At 50.5% G+C, this 17,984-nt stretch carries 10 protein-coding genes and 2 pseudogenes; 4 read left to right on the top strand and 8 right to left on the bottom strand.

All coding sequences use genetic code 11. From position 1 onward, the window contains the following. Window positions 1-36: 36 nt before the first annotated feature. The 4 genes from AC50Y5_RS28725 to AC50Y5_RS28710 form a co-directional block, all read right to left on the bottom strand. Window positions 37-603 carry a TetR/AcrR family transcriptional regulator gene (locus AC50Y5_RS28725; protein ID WP_056031020.1) on the bottom strand — a complete coding sequence of 189 codons (567 nt, stop codon included), beginning with the start codon at window positions 601-603 and terminating at the stop codon, window positions 37-39. 252 nt (window positions 604-855) lie between these two features. Beyond that, on the bottom strand, window positions 856-4,074 hold the full coding sequence (locus tag AC50Y5_RS28720) for a bifunctional cytochrome P450/NADPH--P450 reductase (RefSeq protein WP_494864814.1): 3,219 nt from the start codon (window positions 4,072-4,074) through the stop codon (window positions 856-858). Window positions 4,075-4,931: 857 nt separating this feature from the next. Next, window positions 4,932-5,351 carry a VOC family protein gene (locus AC50Y5_RS28715; protein WP_494864812.1) on the bottom strand — a complete coding sequence of 140 codons (420 nt, stop codon included), beginning with the start codon at window positions 5,349-5,351 and terminating at the stop codon, window positions 4,932-4,934. 47 nt (window positions 5,352-5,398) lie between these two features. Further along, window positions 5,399-6,685, bottom strand: coding sequence for an MDR family MFS transporter (locus tag AC50Y5_RS28710; protein ID WP_056031026.1), 1,287 nt, complete (start codon window positions 6,683-6,685; stop codon window positions 5,399-5,401). A 135-nt stretch (window positions 6,686-6,820) separates the two neighbouring features. On the opposite strand from AC50Y5_RS28710, the gene AC50Y5_RS28705 reads away from it, so the two are divergent. Both AC50Y5_RS28705 and AC50Y5_RS28700 read left to right on the top strand, forming a co-directional pair. Next, window positions 6,821-8,596, top strand: coding sequence for an ABC transporter substrate-binding protein (locus AC50Y5_RS28705; RefSeq protein ID WP_494864810.1), 1,776 nt, complete (start codon window positions 6,821-6,823; stop codon window positions 8,594-8,596). A 72-nt stretch (window positions 8,597-8,668) separates the two neighbouring features. After that, a complete protein-coding gene (locus tag AC50Y5_RS28700) occupies window positions 8,669-9,034 on the top strand; it encodes an S-layer homology domain-containing protein (protein ID WP_494864808.1) in 366 nt (121 codons plus the stop codon). Between the two features lie 82 nt (window positions 9,035-9,116). Here AC50Y5_RS28700 and AC50Y5_RS28695 read toward each other — a convergent pair whose 3' ends face one another. Beyond that, on the bottom strand, window positions 9,117-9,746 hold the full coding sequence (locus AC50Y5_RS28695; RefSeq protein WP_494864806.1) for an NUDIX hydrolase: 630 nt from the start codon (window positions 9,744-9,746) through the stop codon (window positions 9,117-9,119). Window positions 9,747-9,975: 229 nt separating this feature from the next. On the opposite strand from AC50Y5_RS28695, the gene AC50Y5_RS28690 reads away from it, so the two are divergent. Beyond that, window positions 9,976-10,599 (top strand): LysE family translocator, encoded by a 624-nt coding sequence (locus AC50Y5_RS28690; RefSeq protein ID WP_494864883.1) that lies wholly within the window; start codon window positions 9,976-9,978, stop codon window positions 10,597-10,599. A gap of 46 nt (window positions 10,600-10,645) precedes the next feature. Next, entirely contained in the window at window positions 10,646-11,770 is a 1,125-nt protein-coding gene (locus tag AC50Y5_RS28685) for a metallophosphoesterase (protein WP_494864804.1), read from the top strand. A gap of 115 nt (window positions 11,771-11,885) precedes the next feature. On the opposite strand, the gene AC50Y5_RS28680 is transcribed toward AC50Y5_RS28685, so the two are convergent. From AC50Y5_RS28680 to AC50Y5_RS28670, 3 genes and pseudogenes are all read right to left on the bottom strand, one after another. Further along, window positions 11,886-12,314, bottom strand: coding sequence for an S-layer homology domain-containing protein (locus AC50Y5_RS28680; RefSeq protein ID WP_494864881.1), 429 nt, complete (start codon window positions 12,312-12,314; stop codon window positions 11,886-11,888). 18 nt (window positions 12,315-12,332) lie between these two features. Next, window positions 12,333-13,955, bottom strand: a pseudogene (locus AC50Y5_RS28675) (LamG-like jellyroll fold domain-containing protein); the annotation flags it as partial. A 186-nt stretch (window positions 13,956-14,141) separates the two neighbouring features. Next, window positions 14,142-17,906, bottom strand: a pseudogene (locus tag AC50Y5_RS28670) (DUF5695 domain-containing protein); the annotation flags it as partial. Between the last annotated feature and the right edge of the window lie 78 nt (window positions 17,907-17,984).

The raw sequence follows: 17,984 nt of genomic DNA, 5'->3' as shown, positions 1-17,984 counted from the left end.
TTGCTGTGCTTGGCCGGGCTTATGTAAATCAGGGAATCAGGGAGTTTTAAAACCATGGTAGAATGTGTCCACGACCAAGGCTGCTGCGGATTTTCTAGCAATATCCCCGCTTACGACTTGCTGCCATGTCAGGAACAGGAGGGAATACAGGACATTCACAATCCAGTTCTTATCTACATCATGGCGAAAATAACCTTTTTGCTGCAGCAAGCCGATTGCATGCAGCACGGGCTCCCTCAGCTTTAGATCTGCTCCAATAATCTCCTCGTTGTAATTAATGGTTGTATCATGGGCAATGAAGTGAAGCTTATCCCCTAATGGGATGAGCGCTTCAATGAGCATCGGGATGTAGTTTTCACAGTTATCCTCATCGAGCCGAATGTCCTTCATAGTTTCACTGACGACCTCGATTGCGCGCAAGCCCAAATAAATCATCAATTGCTCCCTGCTTTCCACATACCGATGCAGCGTAGCGATCCCGATTCCTGCCGAATCTGCAATTTCATTCATCGACGCATTGGGCTTCTCTATAAGCAGCTTGGTTGCTTCATCCAGAATAGAGTTAAGCCTCGATTGCTTGATCGATGACATTTCTGTTCTCATATTTGTTCACTCCTTGGAGAGAATTATGGTGTAATGGATTCATTGTCCAATCATATGGTAGGAATATTACATTGAAATTATAACATAAGCACGAATGCGGCTGACTGTTCCAAAATTGAATCCGCTCCCTGCTATAGATGGCTTAGTCTCAACTGAAAAGTCTCCCCGGAGAAATGGCTTGCTGCAGCGCTATCTCCAGGGATGACGCTTCGGCTTTAACTTTCATTGGTCTTTACATCATACTGCCGTATGTTAGGACACGGTTGGCTTGGAATTGCCGGCCCATACATCCTTTACATACCGGCTTTCCTCCTCTAACTGTTCGAGCCAGCGGTCGCCTGCTTCAGGCCCTGCTCCATGCCTTTTCTCATACGTAGCCTTTAATGTCTCCTCCACAGCAGGGGCCATTTGGCTGCCGTCCCCACACACATATATTTTGCCACGTTGCTCTATAAGATCCATTAGTGATGAAGACACCTGCTTCATTAAATCCTGTACATAGGTTTTGGGTTCACTAGGCAACCGTGAGAAAGCGGTATGAAGCTTCACAACATTCTCCTGTTCGAATTGGATCAGCTCATCTCGATACAGGAAATCCATTTCGTTCCTGCACCCGTAGAACAGATGGGCTTCCCCGAGTGCCACCCCTTGCTGCTTCAAGACGGATCTCGCCTGTAAAAATCCTCTGAATGGAGCAACGCCCGTTCCTGGACCGATCATGATGATTGGCGCAGCTGCTTCTTCTGGCAGTCCAAACCCGGATTCTGGCGTCTGTACAAACATGAGAACACGGTCGCCTGGTACACGATCAGCCAAATAAGTAGAGGCGACTCCCGCATACTCTCCTTTGCCGCTCCATGCCGGTTCCTTGACGACGCCTACCGTAATGCTAACCTCTCTCGGATGGAGCAGAGGAGAGCTGGATATAGAGTAATACCTCGGCTTCAGCGGAGGCAGCAATTCCAGCAGCCTGACGAAAGGAAGCTCGCAGGCCTCATATTGTTCAATCAGCTCCAGCATCGTTACTCTATTGCCTAAAATATACTGGGTGTAGCGCTCATCCTCCATCATGGCCTCCAGCTCACGACGATGGGGCGGACAAACGGTATGAACGGCCAATTCCTGCAGCTGAGCACGTGTGACGGACGCCTGAAGCTCCACACAGGACTTGATCAGCTCACGCACGTTGACGGATCGTTCTAAGGGCAAATGGGTCAGCTGTGAACCGCCCTTGCTCAAGCAAATCATTTCGCTGCCATCCATGCCAAACCGCTTCAGAATGCGGTCTACATTTATGTCCCGGTTAAGCGGCAGCACACCGATGTGGTCGCCCTCGCGATAGCTAATGCCTTCGGGAAGAAGAAGTTCGATGTGGCGCGTGCTGCGACCACTTTCAGCGGCTTGCAGTTCCCGGTTGTTCTGAACAGTCGCATAGGAGGCCTGATAGGTTTTTTCGTAAGGCACTTGAGACGGCCCCTCAACAAATTGCAGCTGAAGCGTACTTGGATTGGCCATCTCCATGCGATTCACTTGTATGCCAAGCTCATCCGTAACCGCCCGCCACATCGCATCCAGCCACTCCTTGACCTGCTGTTCCATATCGCCCCCTGCATCGACTTCACCTCGGGATACAAGTCTTTTGGCACCTATGGCATCCAGCCTCTCATCAATAAAGCGCGGGATGCTCTGGTACGTTCCCGACCAAGTCCGGTCTCCGCAGCCTAATACCGCATATCGAACGGCTTGCCCCTCAGTTGTTCCTGCTTCTTTCAGCCAATCCACGAATGCCGATGCATTGTAAGGCGCCTTGCCGTTGTATGAAGCCGTAACGATAATCGCAATGGCTTTGCCCGGCAATCTCCCACTCCATTCATTGAGTGGCGCCACCTCACTATGAATTCCATAACCAGTGGCCATACTCGCGATCTGACGGGCAATACTTTCCGATGTACCCAGGTTTGAGCCATATAAAACAAGCAGCGATTCATTGCCGCTCGATGTTCCGATTATGGCCGGTCTAGTCTGGTCCGCAGCAACAGATCGTGAATCTCCAGAATTGGTCTCTGCTGCGTCTGTTATTCCTACGGTTCCTCTCGTGGATATCTGCTGACGGGGTTTAACCCGAATCTGGAAATCACCAGGCTTCAGTGTCAGAGTCTGCTTTACATCCAATATATAATTGTCGTAATCGATTAAGTCGAAATGCTTTAGCACCATGCCCAGTACTAATGTGGCTTCATAGAGGGCAAACTGCATGCCGATGCAGGCGCGCTCTCCATTTCCAAAAGGCTTGTAAGCATGATGGGGAACCTTAGTCGGATCTTCGAATCGCTCAGGCCGGAAAAGATCTGCATCCTCTCCCCAAGCAGCCGGATCACGATGAAGCTGAGGCAGAAGCACGCTAAAGCTCTGTCCCTTTGCAATGGGATACTTCCCGCCAATGACCGTATCCTCCCTTGCATAAACGTCAAATCCTGGTGCTGTCGGCCACAATCGCAGCGATTCATTTAATATTAATCGGATGTAATTAAGCTGAAGAACCTCCTCATATTGCGGGGTTTCACTTGTCAGCACTCGGCCCACTTCTTCCTGAGCCTTCAAAAGCACTTCCGGATTTTTCAACAGAAAATATATCGCGAAGGATAACAGCCCGCTCGTCGTCTCATGACCAGCAATTAGAAAGGTAATGATCTGATGACGAATGTTTTCGTTGTCCAGCATCTCTCCGGTTTCCGGGTCCTTGCCTTCCAGCATGCGTGCCAGTAAATCCGTCTGTCCCGGCTCGGAGCTTGCCTTTCGTTCAGCGATGATCCTATCCACGAGCGTAAACATCGTTTGAATATCCTCTTCAAACCGGCGTTTTGTTTTGATCATTAACATATTTTGAATTTTCATTCGGGAGCCTCTGAGCATCGCTTCGTTCAAGGCGCGAACCATGCTTTGGACAAACGGGGCATGATCTTCCCGATAAAAGCTGTTGAATCGATAATTGAACCCGCACAGTCCAATCGTATCCAGCGTCAACCGGGTCATATCATCGGCTACATCGACGGAGTCTTGCGGATTTAGCCGTGCCCACTTGAGGATTAACTGTTCGGCGATGTCGATCATCATGGAATGATAACCCTTCATCGCCTGCTTGCTGAACGTAGGAAGCAGTATGTTGTGCGCTTTTTTCCAGTTCGGCTCATGCGTCCAGCTAGTAAACAATCCGTCGCCGCCGAAGGCGCGAACGTTCTGCAGCTCGTTGTATACATATTTGTCAAATCGGGTCACATCGCATACCTCAGCCACGAGCTCATGGCCTGACACGATTAAACTGGATAGTCCTGGTGCAGTAAATTTAAAAATAGGTCCGTACTTATCTGCCAATGCTCCAAGCGATAAGGTTGGCGAGTCTATGTCAATCAAAGGCAAATTGCCGAGCGGACCATACGTTGGGGGGTGGGGAATAGAGCTTTTTTCTTTCATCTTCTATCATTCCTCTCTTCATGTTTTGAACAGTTTTCAAACATTTGTGCCGGCGGGAAGCTAGAGGGCGTAATCAAACGTAAGCGAGCCGGCTCCAGATCGTACTTAGTTTCAAACGTATTGCCTCCATGACCGGGAAAGTCTCCCCTCATGAACGTGAGCATACTTACCGAATGGCAGCTTCAAGTTCAAGTTCAAGTTCAAGTTCATCGGTTCAGCAGTTGACTCCCTTCACAAAAATAGACTTGGCGGACACAGCAGCCGTTATTTCAACTGAATCACGGGTTGCGGCACTGGATGTGGACTCAGGAGCCGCTAATACGCTGTAAATGGCTATATTGACGGGATAATGAGAAACATAACGGATTTCCTGTCCACTTATGGCCTGAAATTGGATCAAAAGCCAAAATAGCGGAACCACAGTCCTCCAATCAAGAAGTGGGCGCCCCTAGCTGTGTAGTTTCAGCATCACTTGTAGGCTGAAGTTCACCAGCCTTGAAGTGTCAGAAGAGATGGGTCTAATACTTGATCGGCATTGAAAAAACCTAAGACAAATAATATTATCAATTGATAGCAAAAACTATCATTTGATAATATTATAATTCTTTTATTTTTAATTTTCAACGTTAACTACATTTTAATTGACTTGTCTTTGGGGCAAATCCATTCAACGAGAAATATCCCGAAACATAAACAAAACATAAACTATGCCCTCTCCGCTCCCTATTAAGACAAATTGGTTTGGTTAACCTAGACAAGCTAAAAAAGCTTTGCTCACTTTTAGATACAAGTAAGCAAAGCTTTTTTAGCTTGGGTTTTGATTTCTCCAAATAATGTTTCTTTAGATCAACTTTCAATTAGCTCAGCCCAGACGTATTTTGCAGCACGATACGGTAGCCGTCGGGATCGGCGATGGTGATGCCTTTTTGCTTCCAATAAGGATTTTCCGGCTCCACCTCGGGGTAGCCTAGCTCCAGCAGACGCTCTACGATTAAGAGCTGCTGTTCCCGTTCCTCAATGTAAAATACGAGCAGATTATCCTCAGACGGCGGGGCAAGCGGCGGCCCAGAGACATGCTGCGTAAACTCCAAATGATAGTCCGCCCCCGGCAGACCGAACATCATGCCGTCGTACCCGTCATGCCCCTCGAAGGAGCCAATTCGTTCCAGTCCCAGCCCCTGTTCATAAAAAGCAGCCACCTTAGCCAATTGGTTCGTCGGCCTTGCTACTCTGAATTGTACGGCTGGCATCGCACCAGCCCATTGTTTTTTGCTCATGCTGCACAACCTCCTTTATTTTCTTCGCTTCCAAAAAATATCCGCTTCTAAACTTTCGCAGCAGTCGGTGCGGAACCTTGCGGACGAGTCGTCTCTGGCGCGAGCCGCTGAAATACATAATGCGTCAGCAGCAGCCCCGTCATGCCCATTACAAAAATGATTAATGCCATGTAGCTCGAATGCAGCACGGCACCCAGGCTAATGCCGATAGCTCCGAAGGCTCCGGCGAACTGTCCCAGCAAACCGTTGACCGCAAGGTAGGAGCTTCGCGCATGATCCTTCACAATGCCGGCCAAATAGGCTTGTCTAATCGGCGTGAACATGAGCTCGCCAACCGTCGCTCCCAGCATCGATACGATAAGCAACCATACAGAATTGCTGAAGCCGACGATCGTAAAGCCAAGCGTGTACAAAATAACGCCAATATACATAATCCGTGCTGGGCGGAAACGGCGGACAAAGCTGGCTGCCCAAATTGCGAGGCAGACGATGATAAGCGTATTCTCTACTTGCAGCAGACTGACAAGCCGAATGCCTGTCAGCTCGAAGGTGAAGTTGTCCAGCATATGCAGCTGCTGAGGCTCGAACTCTTTTTGCAGGCGGACGCTAATGTAGTTGTACAAGTGGATTTCCAGCGAGCGAATAAGCATCCCGCCCACACTGTAGATAATAAACAGCTTGTCCTGCGCTACCAGCTTGTAATTCAGCACCATATTGCGAATCGGGCCATTGCTGCTATATTGCAGCCTGCTTTCCGCATCTGGAAAATGGGTTTCCCGAATTAAAAATAACGTCAGCATAAGTGTAGCCAAGCTCGCCAGTCCCATAATCATAAACAGCTCGGTCCGGTGCGTCGCGAACAGAAAGCCGCCGATCGGTGCACCAATGGAAATCGACAAATTGATCGCCCAGAAATTAATGCTATAAATAAAAGCGCGATTTTCCTTTGTACTGACGTCAATCAGCATAGCCTCGGCCGCTGGATTAAACATGCCATTACAGAGACTAATCAGCAGCATCATGGAAAAGGTCAGCCAAGTTGAATCGAGAAAGGGCGAGTTGGCGAGCGTCATGACGAGGACGGAAATAAAGCGGATTATTTGCGCGTATGCCATCACCTTTTTTCGTCCATAACGATCTGCCATATAGCCGCCATACAGGCTCGCTGTAATTTGCGCGAGCAAATTAATGAGCAGCAGCAAGCCAGCCATTCCGGCCCCCAGCCGCTGGGTAAAATAAATCGCCATAAACGGCAAAATCATCGCCTCTACGCAGCGGGTCAGGAAGGTCGTCAAAATCCGAATTTTAATGTTGCGGTCTAGCTGCATAAACATGTTCGTTTCCCCTCTTTCTGTGTAGACTTAATTTTAGCTGGGAAAACGAGAATAAAAAGAGTAAGATTGAAATTAAAATTTCACCTTTTATGGGGCGCGCTTGCGCCAGCCAGAGCAAAGGACGGATTGTATAGGATGAAACATAAAGAGCATTATATTAGCCTGCTTCTGTCGCTGCCCGGCAAGCAGCACAAAGGCGCAACGATACCGATTACGATTGGCGAGCTGACTGAGGTGCTGAACTGTACGCCTCGCAACGTCAAGCTGGTGCTGCGCAGGCTGGTGGAGGAAGGCTTTGCGGCATGGAGCGCGGGGGTGGGCCGCGGCCATATTTCGCAATTGACGGTTATCCGCGAGCTGGAGGATGTACTGACGGAGCATTTCAACGAGCTGCTTGCGAAGGGAAAAATGAAGGAGGCCATCGCTTTCATCTCCAGCCACGAGCTGCCTCCTGCCTTGCGTGACAAGCTGCGCGCCATGCTGGAAAATCGCATGGGCTTCCAGCTGGAGCAGGCAGGTGCCGCCAATCTTGACGTGCTTCGGGTTACCGTGACGAGGAAGCTGGGCATCTTTGATCCAGCCTTTGCTTTTACCGTTACCGAGGTGTTTCTACTGGAGCAGATCTACAGCCGCCTAATCGACTTTGATTCGGCGTCGCAGCGCTTCCTGCCTTCGCTTGCCCACGCTTGGGAAAACAACGAAGATTACACGGCATGGACCTTTTATTTGCGCAAAGGGGTCCGCTTCCACCACGGGCTGCTTCTAACGGCTGAGGATGTGCGATTCACGCTGGAGCGTTTGCGGGAGGTCCATTCTCCCTCCTGCTGGAAATATGAGGATATCGCGGACATTGAAATCGTCAGCGATTATTGCCTGATCTTCAGGCTGCGGCAGCCTAATCCGTTTCTGCTGCATTTTCTCAGCTGTGCGGCCATGTCGATTTTGCCGCATAATGAACCATTTTCTGAGAAAAAGATGCTTGGGACAGGCGCTTTCAAGATGGTGGAAAATGCAGCGCAGGTGCTGCGGCTTGAAGCGTTCGACCCCTATTTTCGCGAGCGGGCTTGGCTTGACCTCGTGGAGGTATGGCATATTCCTTCGGATGCGCCGCGGGAGCGGCAATTTTCCTTGCCGCATTTGGACGCCGCAGCCGGCGATCATGCTGCGGAAAATAATAGAGCGATGGATTCCTTGCTTGATGGCTGCCGCTATTTAGTTTTCAACTTCAGCATGCCGGGCATCCAGCATCAGTCCTCCTTCCGCCATGCGCTGCGGCTGCTGCTTGACCGCGAGCTGTTGATTGCGGAGCTCGGAGGCAATCGCGCCGTACCTGCCAACAGCTTTCTAGTCGCCAGCAGCGAGCTCGCTTCCTATGAATCCGGCTCGCTGGCTGATGCGGAAGCGCTGCTCCGAGAAAGCGGCTATGCCGGTGAAGCCATTGAGCTGTATTACCACGGGAGGCCTGTTGAGCAGCAGGACATGCTTTGGCTGCAGCAGCGGGCAGCTGCTATAGGCCTTCATCTGAACCTCCATTCCTATGTCATTGCCGAGGTCTCGCCCCAAAAGCTCGCGCAAGCTGCCCATTTGATGCTGGCAACTGAGGTGCTTGAAAACGATACCGAACTAGGCCTGCTGCGGCTTTTCTATAATGAAGACAGCAATTTGCATCATTTTTTGACTAGGGAACAGCGAGAACGGCTGCGGAGCATACTTGCCCGCTATGTCAGCCTCCCAACCGCTGCCGAGCGCGCCCAAATTGTTGAGGAAGCCGAGCAGTGGCTGCGGCAGGATAATTGGCTGCTTTATCTGTACCATTCCCGGTTCCAGACGCAGCTGCCGCTAGCCCTTCAAGGGCTGGCTATCGATTCCTTCGGCTGGCTGGATTTTTCTAAGCTATGGATTAAAAAATAATAAGGGGATCTGGCAGGATTGCAGCTAGCTCTCCTCCACTATATCCGACAATTTCAATAGGTTAAGTAAATAATGATTGACAAGGGAACTTCTGGCACCTATTATACGGGCTACCTGGCTGCGGCAAAACGTCTTGGCATTACTACTGGCGTAGGCGACAATCAGTTTAAGCCGGATCACCAAATTACGCGGCAGGAGCTGTTTACGCTGCTGTACCGCTCGCTTGACAAGCTTGGCGAGCTGCCTGAAGGCAGCGCAAACACGTCCTTATCCCGCTTCAGTGATGCGAACCAGATTGCCGATTATGCACAAGAGGCTATTCAAAAGCTGGCCGATCATGAAATCATTACAGGATCAGGTGGCAAAATCAACCCTGAAACGGTCTCCTCGCGCGCTCAGGTGGCACAGGTGTTGTACAATCTCCTCTCTAAAAACTAATCGTTGAATCCAACTCAGCCTATCAAATAGGGGCAGCCTCGCTAGTAGTTAAAAACTACTGGCAGGGCTGCCCTTATTTCGATTAATCCAGCACGACCGATTTATCCGGCTGCTTCAAAAATTCGAACATCATCTTGATCTGCCGCTCGGTGTTGCGCTGCACCGATAATGGAGGCAGCGCATCCTCCGTGAAAAAACCAACATCGGTCGTCTCCGGCCCAACTGCCGCTTCTCCGCCAATAATTTCACATTCAATAAACAGGTCGTAAATATGATAAATATCTGGTGGATGCTCGTGCTTCTTTTTATCCAGCACCGCTAGCAGCCGCTTTGGCTTAACCTTAAAGCCGGATTCTTCCCAAATTTCCTTCACTGCAACCTCAGAAGGAGAAATGCCAACATCCGCCCAGCCTCCCGGCAGCGCCCACGCCTGATCCTGCTTTTCTTTGATCATTAAAATCCGCTCATCCTGGAAAACAACGCCGCGAATGCCGACCTTCGGCGTCGCATATCCCGTATCGCTGGCGAAAGTATGCTTTAGCTGTTCCCGGCCTATGCCTGTTGCAAACGCCAGCATGTCAACCGAAATAGCCCGAAGCTCCTCATAGCGCTCAATATCGAAAGCATTTTCCGAATAGGCAAGCCCATTTTGCGCAAGTGCTTGAACCCGTTTTACCCAGTCCAGCCACTGTTCATCTGACGAATGGTTCATTCCACATTCCTCCATATTTCTAAATCTGGCTTTAATCGCTTTGTCTAGCTTGCAATAAACCCTTGAATGCTTTCACAATAATATCATGAAACGCAGTGTTTGCCTTTATCATTCCCTCTAGCTTGGCACGCGGTTGACTCTAGTAAAGTGTATAGATTGAGATCGGGGAGCCGTTCCTAGTATACTAAAGGAAGTAAGTAACTTTTTGATAGAACAGGATGTGTTGACCTTGGAATGGGCTTCCCTCTTATCATTTCTAGGCGTTGCGGTGCTGCTTACCTTAATGCCGGGACCAGACAATTTGTACGTGCTCACCCAAAGCATCGCCCGTGGCAAAAAAGCAGGAATCATCACAACGCTTGGCCTATGCACCGGCCTCTTCGCCCATATTTCCGCAGCCTCTCTCGGCATCTCCGCAATTGTCTACCAATCGGCAGTTGCCTTTGCCGTCGTGAAATATGCCGGTGCCGCCTATTTGCTTTATTTGGCCTATAAAGCTTTTCGGCAAAAGCAATCGCCCCTCGCGCTTGGCACCGCCGATGAACTGGCCTATGCCTCCTTATACAAAAAAGGCATCTTCATGAGCATGCTGAATCCTAAGGTTTCCTTGTTTTTTCTAGCGCTGCTGCCGCAATTCGTCAATGAGTCAAGCGGCTATGCTTCTTTGCAAATGATCGCGCTGGGACTCATATTTGTGCTGCAAGCCATCGTTATTTTTACGCTGATCAGCATGTTTGCCGATGTGCTGCGCAGGTTTATTTTCAAACGTCCACGCCTGTCCAGCAAACTGAATATCGTCGAAGGCTCCGTATTCGGCCTAATTGGCCTTAGCATCGCCTTCAGCAGAAAATAACTAATTACGTAAAAACATAGAAAGAGACATAAAAGGGAGAGTTATCATGTTTATTGTTATGGGTATTGTCATGCTTGCCGTTTTCGGCTCGCTCGTTTTTTATCAAAGCTGGAGCATTTGGCAGTGGCTTAAGCCGCTGCATACGAGGGCCCGCAAGCTCATTTATACGGTCGTGGCCGCTGCGCTGCCCTGCACTTTTATCATCGCGATGATTACGCAAAATGCTATTTTAATTGCCATTGGCATGTACTGGCTCGCTATTTTCTGCTTATTGCTGCTCATTATTCCTTCCGTACAGCTCATCGCACGACTGCTGCGCTTTACGTCATTGCCACGCGAGTCGGTGTCCAAATGGTCCGGCATTGCCGTTCCCATCCTGCTCGTTGCGCTGCTCGGCTACGGTTCGTTTCTAGCTTACAGCCCCGTTGTCCGCACGTATGATATTACGATTCCCAAAGGCGCACAGGACAGCGATCCAGCTAAAAACACTTTAAAAATCGTCATGGCCTCCGATATGCATTTTGGCATTTTGTCCGGCAAAGATCATGCCGTCCGTCTCGTCGAGCGCCTTAATGCTTTGAAGCCGGATATCGTGCTGTTTCCTGGCGATATTTTGGATGATCAAATCCAGCCGTATTTGGACAATGGGATTGATAAAATCATGGCAACGATCGAGGCGCCCTACGGTGTGTACGCATCGCTCGGCAACCATGATAAATATAATGGGCATATCGAGGACATTATTAACGCCGTTGAAGCGGGTGGCATGAAGGTGCTGTATGACGAGTCAGTTACCATTGATGACCGTTTCATGCTGCTTGGACGCAAGGATCATTCCGATACGGAGCGCGCTCCGCTGAGTGAGCTCGTTCAAGGCATGGATGCCGCCAAGCCGCTCATTTTGCTGGAGCATCAGCCTTACGATTTTGATATTGCCGATGAGCTGGGTGTCGATCTGATGGTGTCAGGCCATACGCATCACGGCCAAATATTTCCGGCGAATTTCATTACGCAGCTCGTGTTCGAGAATGACTGGGGCTATTTGAAAAAGGAAAAGCTGCAATCGATCGTTTCCTCCGGCTTCGGCTTCTGGGGACCGCCGATTCGTCTCGGCTCCCGCTCCGAAATCGTGGAAATCAACGTGACGTTCAGCAGCCCGGATGCAGAATAGAGCTTTGATTGAACCATATCTATGCAAAAAAGAGAGCCATCCCCTATGAATCGGGATGGCTCTTCTTCGTATGGCTTGACGACCCTATTATTGTGTCAATCGCTATCTTTACTGACTACTCCAGCTTTTGCAGAAGCTTGTTAATAACCTGGGCCGTTTCAGCCCGCGTTGCAATAGCAGCTGGATCAAAACGATTTTGATTTTTGCCATTCATAATTTCCAGCTCGGTAACTAAAGCTACTGCTTGCTTTGCCCATTCCGATATGTCGCCTGCATCTGCGAAGTCCAGAGCCGTTTGGTTGGCAGACTGCTCGTCATCATTCAGCATCGCCCAAGCTCGGGCCATAATGCTAGCCATTTGTTCTCTCGTCAGCGCTTCATTCGGAGCGAACGTCCGTGCATCCTTCCCCTGAATGAGTCCCGCAGCTACCGCTGCCCCTACCTCATCATAAAACCAGTTGTCAGATGATACATCGTCGAACTTTTGCTCTGCGCCAGTTGTGCCAGCGACAGCGGTATCCAGTTTGAGCGCCCGGACAAGCATCGCTGTAAACTCAGCGCGGGTCGTCGTTTTTTGCGGGGCAAACCGTTCATTTGAAAGCCCGAGGACGATATGCTTAGCCGTTAATGAACGGACCGCATCATACGCCCAATGCGAAGCAGGCACATCGCTGAAAGCAGCTTCATAAGACATGACCGCATATTTGCTGAAATGAGGTACGGAGGTGCTGATTAGCTTGGCAGCCTTGTCGATTTTGCCGCCGACATACTCCCACTTCTGATCGCTTTCGTTGTACCAGTAAATGCCCAGCAGATTTTCTTCATCCGCGCTCGCGTTATAGCTCAATTGAATGCCGACTGGCGAGGAGAAATTGGCCAGCTCCTTCTCCGTACCATTTGCTGTGCGGATCAGCAAAGTAAACGCGTAAGCTTCCCCGGATGATTTTAAGCTGCCGGATTGAACGTTCTGCTCCAGCCTATCCAAAGACAAAATAATTTGCGCTGTTGCAGCTTCATTTGCTCCAATAAGCTTTACCAAATCCGCAAGCACGCTTGCTGGAATTTCAAGCACTACTCCGCTGCTTTCTACACGAAGTGTTGAAGTTCCCAGCAATGCGCCGGCATTGGCAGGAAGTACAAGCTTGCTCTTGCCAGCGGCAAGCTGAAGCTTAACGATCCCGCCATTGCTGCTTGCCAGCTCATTGCCCGTCACCACTTGATTCGTTGCTGGTAGTGGCGTTGCCGATGGTGACGGTGTTGGCGTCGATGATGTAGTCGGACTCGACGTTGCTGGTGCTGGTGATGATGTTGGCGTCACCGGCGAATCCGTAGGCAATGGTGTCGGTGTTGGCGACACTGGCGTATCGGTTGGTGCTGGTGTCGGCGTCACTGGTGTATCGGTTTGAACTGGCGTTGGTGTTGGCGTCACCGGCGTATCGGTTGGTGCTGGTGTCGGCGTTGGCGTCGGTTCCACCGGTGCCGCTGTCACCGTCACAACGGCCTCCGCACGAAGCGAGGTTCCATCAACCGTCCCTGCAACAGCAAAGCTGCCTTCTGCCGCATATTGCTCGGCGCTTATTGCATCCCAGACGACAAAAGCGGTTCCTCTCGCATCGTTCTCATACGTCACTTGAACGCTTGCCGGGAGGCTTGGCGCAGTGCCAACGGTCGTTGCTGCTGCTGCTTGATCTACGCTTTTAATATCTTTGCCTTCATACAAACCCTTCACTTGCGAGGCCGTCATCGGCCCATTGTAAATCCGGAAATCATCAAGGCCCGCATGCAGCTGCGCCCCGTTGCCATAACCGGATACGCCGATCTTTTTGATATCCGCAGTAGCGGTTATCTTCCTCGGTGTGCCGTCTGTGCCCAGCGTCTGCGCCACCCCATTTTTATAAATCGCCCGTTCGCCGGTCGCGGAATCAAATGTAATGACGACATTCGTCCATTCATTCAGCGGCAGAAAATCATTCGGCGATTGCTTAACATAAAAACCGTTGGCGCCATCGACATAAAAAATGCTCGAGTTGCCATTGTAGGTCAAGAAAAAGCCATTGCCCGCATAATTGCTTTCCGGTTTGAACCAGAGCAGCACATTTTCGCGGTCATTCATATTTTCCGTCCGTTTAATCCAATAGGACAGTGTCAAGCTGCCAGGCTGCAAAGCCGCACTACTGCCTGCGTCTACATAATTGCCAGAAACGCCATCAAACTGCAATGCTCCTCCGGTATGTCCATCGTTTACCCGGTCCAATTCTCCGTTAATCGTGCCATTCAGCGCTGAAGCGGATGCATCCTGGACGATCGTTCCTTCCGTCTCATCGAAATTGTAGCGAACAACGAGCGAAGGAAAACCTTGTATTTCTCGGGCCATTACCGTTACGTTTGCCGTCGCTTCCAGGCTTGTGCCAATAACGAGGCCTTTTACCGTAAAGCTGCTGCCCGCTTCCGCGTACTGCTCCGGCTGAATGTCGTTCCATCTCACCGAGGCATCAATGGAGCTGCCATCCTTCAAATAAACCTTAACCGATGCTGGCAGCTTCGGAGCTACGTCCACTGGAGTGGACACCTGCACCTCTTCAATGCGTTCGATTTCATCAACTGGCGGAGCAACCATTGCCGCAATTTCTGCCGCAGTTAAAGCACGGCTGAACAGCTGAAAATCATCGACGCTGGCATTTAAATAAGGATCGCTATACTGCGATTTGCCGATGTAGTTGTTTTTCGTTTTGCCGAGGCTTCTCGGCGTTAATGTCATATGGTCATTGCGTCCTACCTCTGCGCCGTCCACGTACAAAATGCCCAGCGAACCATCCAGCGTTACCGCTACGTGCCTCCATTCGCCCGTAGTCAGCGCGGGTCCGGTAATCGATTGCTCGGCTCCCGGCTGGTTTCCGCCCGTCGTTATGCTGAATTGCATCGAGGAGCCTACCTTCGGCGCCAAAAACATATAGGATTGCGTTCCTGTGCCAAAATCAAACAATCGGGAGTAATCATTCAATTGATCGGCCTTCACCCAAGCCGCAACCGTAATTTTCTCCGTAAGTCCCAGCACATTGTCCGGCAGCAGCACATAACCGTCCGTACCGCCTACTTTGACGGCGTTGCCTGAGCGGCCGCTTGCCCATGCAGACGTGCCTTTAAGGGAAGCATCCTTTCCGCTGCCAGAAGAATCTGCGGCAATCGTGCCCGACGTCTCATTAAAGTTATAGCTTGCAATAACGTCCGGAAGGGCCGCTGGCGGATTAACGGTAATGCTCACCGTATCGCTGGCATTCAGCTCCGAATCATCTGCACTGAGCTTTAATACATAATTACCCGGCTCATTAAACTGGGCTGTCGTTACAGACGAGGTCGCAAATCCGAAGTCCACCACACCGCCCACGGGGCCGGATTCCATGCTCCACTGCACCGTCAGCTTTCCGGCCGGAAGGCCATCATCCTGCACACTGCCTTTCAGCACCAAATCATCATACAAATGAATCTCCTGATCATCACCCGCATGAACCGTTGGCGCTGTATTCGGATCTGGCGTCGTTTCACTCAGCTCAACCGTATAATTTGCGGCTGCTGGCGCATCTACCGCAAGAATCGCTTTTGCCCCAAACGCATTCAGCTTGCCTGCTGGCTGCCCATCCACCGTTACGGCATAGGCTCCTGGCTTCAAGCCCTCCAGCGTCAAATGAACTTGATGCGCTGTACCCGGCGTCAGATTTTTAATATTCAGCGCAGCTGCATCCTTGGTTTTGGACAGTTCCGCATGCGTAAACTGGTCCCGCTCAAGCGTCAAATACAGCTTTTCGGTAATCAGATTTATTTTCTTATAAAGCCCATCTATCGGTTCAATTGAATAAGAACCGCTATCCTCCGTCACATTCGCTCCATACCCTGTCAGTCCAAAAATCGGATCAATCGCAACGTCCGCGCTTAAAATTTGCAGAGCGCCGAACAAGCCAAGGTCGGATTCTCCCGTCATGCCTCTCCAGCCGTTAAGCAGTGGGAGCGATGCGCCACCGCCATGTCCAAGCGTGCCAAGATTGCCCTTCTCCGCTTGATACGTCCATGCCGAAGCGCCATAGTTGGCCGGATCGTCGCTGATCTGTCCCGTGTTGATAGCGCCAATGTTGGCGATTTTCGCCGCATAAGAAAGCCGCTGCTCTACTTCCCGGTTGCCGCTTGACTGATAGCGAATCCAGTCATCCATCGCATAACCGGCGAGCGATACGGTGTACTGAAAATTCCACCAGTTTTCGCCCGTAATCGTAACCGGGTCCGTGTAGTAATACCACACCGGCATATGGCCGCGCGAGGCCCGTGTTTTGGCATTAATTTTGCCCATCATTTCTTGAGCTTTGAGCTGCTCGGCCGCATTATCGCTTTGCATTTTGGCAAGGGTGTAGACCGCTTCCTCGCCCGTGTTGTCATAGCTGTATTCCGAGCCGTACGGATACTTCGTATTTTTAAAATTATTATATTTCGTTGCCATTTTCCCAATGATATCGCTGGCTTCGACGACGTAGCCTTCATCCTGCAGCGCTTGAATAATCGCCGGCGTCGTCAGCTCGCCCATCAATCCCGTATTCCAGTTGTAGGCAACCGGCCCTTCGTAGAGCGCCTTCATAATATTGTAGGCCCGCAGCAAATACGTATTTGCATCATGCTCATAGTCGATGAGATCAGGGTATTCTTTAACGATTTTATACATGCTGAAGAAGGTGTTGTAAATGTGCGGATACGCATAACCCCGATAGGTCGGCGTCGTATTCGGCTCCGGCATTAAAAAGTCATGGATCAAATAATCGTCATGATGCCCGTTCATCAAATTTGTCCAAATCGCCGTCTCCAAATATTCGTCGACTGCCTTGACCTCTCTCGCCACCGGATCGAGGGCATTTTTCTCCGCCAGAAACTGCCCATGCGTCAGCCCCCAATCGTCGCCCCAGCCCCAATAGCCGTTGAAATTGCCCATTTTCTTCTTCGTGTTCATCATCCAGTCGTCAAACACTTTGTCATAAATTTCGCCTGGCGCCTGCCACTGCATGGAATCCACCATAAATTCAGAATGCGCCGCCAAAGCTTCATCGATAGGCGAAATCGCATAAAATTGCAAAACGGTGCTGAGGCCATCCCCATAATTGACTGTAATATCGTTCGGCCCCAGCTTCGTCATTTGCAGCTCGTAAATATGATGGTCGCCAGCCTTGCTCTCTACCAGCGGAATGTCGTTGCCCGCATCATCTTTAACGGAGTTAATCGTCTGCTTCGTACGCAAATCGAACTTCGCCTTCTGATTAGTCGGAACGATCATGCCGGGAACGACGCTGACATCGACCAGTCCTTCCTCATACAGCTTCTGCTTCATTTGATGCTCATCAGCAACAGCATGAAAATTAAAGCCATACTGATTGTCAGCCCCAGCCTCCAGGATGAGGCTTGTATTCGGCAAATAGCCGCGGTTCGTCTTCTTGATCACATTGGAGTGAATGTAATAGACGTTCAGCCCTTCTATCCACTTGCCGCTTTCTCCCGTCCATTTGCTGTTCGGGCGTTCCTCCTGCCGCCACCGATCCTGGTATTCAAAGCCGGCCTTCGTCTGCGCATCCGGCGTCATCAGCAGGTAGGAGCCTAGTCCGCTAGGACGGCTTGCCGTCATATATGAGCTGTTATTGCCAACAAAGGAGTGGCTCACGACCCGCGTTTCATAAATCGCATCCCCGTAATTCCACTGCTCATTGAAAGGAAGCGGTACGCCGTAATCGCCGATCTCCAGCTTTTGCCCACTCGTATTCGTCAGATGAATGGTCCAGTTTAGCGTTCCATCCTCCTCTAGCGTGTAGGTTTCCACCAAAGTGAAATCCTTTATGCCTCCAGCATTTTGCGACCCCGCATACGTCACGGTTGTCACATCGCCATCTCTTGCGATCTGCCGCACATCACCTGATTGATTGGTCGACACTTCCTTCCATTGCCCGTTATCGCCCAAGCGATACGTAAACATCAGCTCGCCCATCCATTGGTGATCGGCTGTATTTTGCTCCGGCGCTACCGTCTTGTTCATCACATATTCCGTCGGGTATAAATCGCCTTTGATTTTAAGCGAGCTGATTTCGCCATATTCTCCGATCTCCACCTGCAAGCCGCCGCCCTCTGCTTCCGCACCCCAGGCCTTCCCGATTAATGGACTAAATAATCCCGCTATAATGGCTACTGCTGA

The organism is Paenibacillus sp. JT22N7 (assembly GCF_059383875.1).
This window is presented reverse-complemented; position numbering and strand designations above follow the sequence as displayed.

Coding starts and splice junctions, on each gene's coding strand:
- AC50Y5_RS28715 (WP_494864812.1), bottom strand. CDS start 5,351: ATGAGCAAAAAACAATGGGCTGGTGCGATGCCAGCCGTACAATTCAGA.
- AC50Y5_RS28710 (WP_056031026.1), bottom strand. CDS start 6,685: ATGTTTATGCAGCTAGACCGCAACATTAAAATTCGGATTTTGACGACC.
- AC50Y5_RS28680 (WP_494864881.1), bottom strand. CDS start 12,314: ATGCTTGTCCGGGCGCTCAAACTGGATACCGCTGTCGCTGGCACAACT.
- AC50Y5_RS28725 (WP_056031020.1), bottom strand. CDS start 603: ATGAGAACAGAAATGTCATCGATCAAGCAATCGAGGCTTAACTCTATT.
- AC50Y5_RS28705 (WP_494864810.1), top strand. CDS start 6,821: ATGAAACATAAAGAGCATTATATTAGCCTGCTTCTGTCGCTGCCCGGC.
- AC50Y5_RS28695 (WP_494864806.1), bottom strand. CDS start 9,746: ATGAACCATTCGTCAGATGAACAGTGGCTGGACTGGGTAAAACGGGTT.
- AC50Y5_RS28720 (WP_494864814.1), bottom strand. CDS start 4,074: ATGAAAGAAAAAAGCTCTATTCCCCACCCCCCAACGTATGGTCCGCTC.
- AC50Y5_RS28700 (WP_494864808.1), top strand. CDS start 8,669: ATGATTGACAAGGGAACTTCTGGCACCTATTATACGGGCTACCTGGCT.
- AC50Y5_RS28685 (WP_494864804.1), top strand. CDS start 10,646: ATGTTTATTGTTATGGGTATTGTCATGCTTGCCGTTTTCGGCTCGCTC.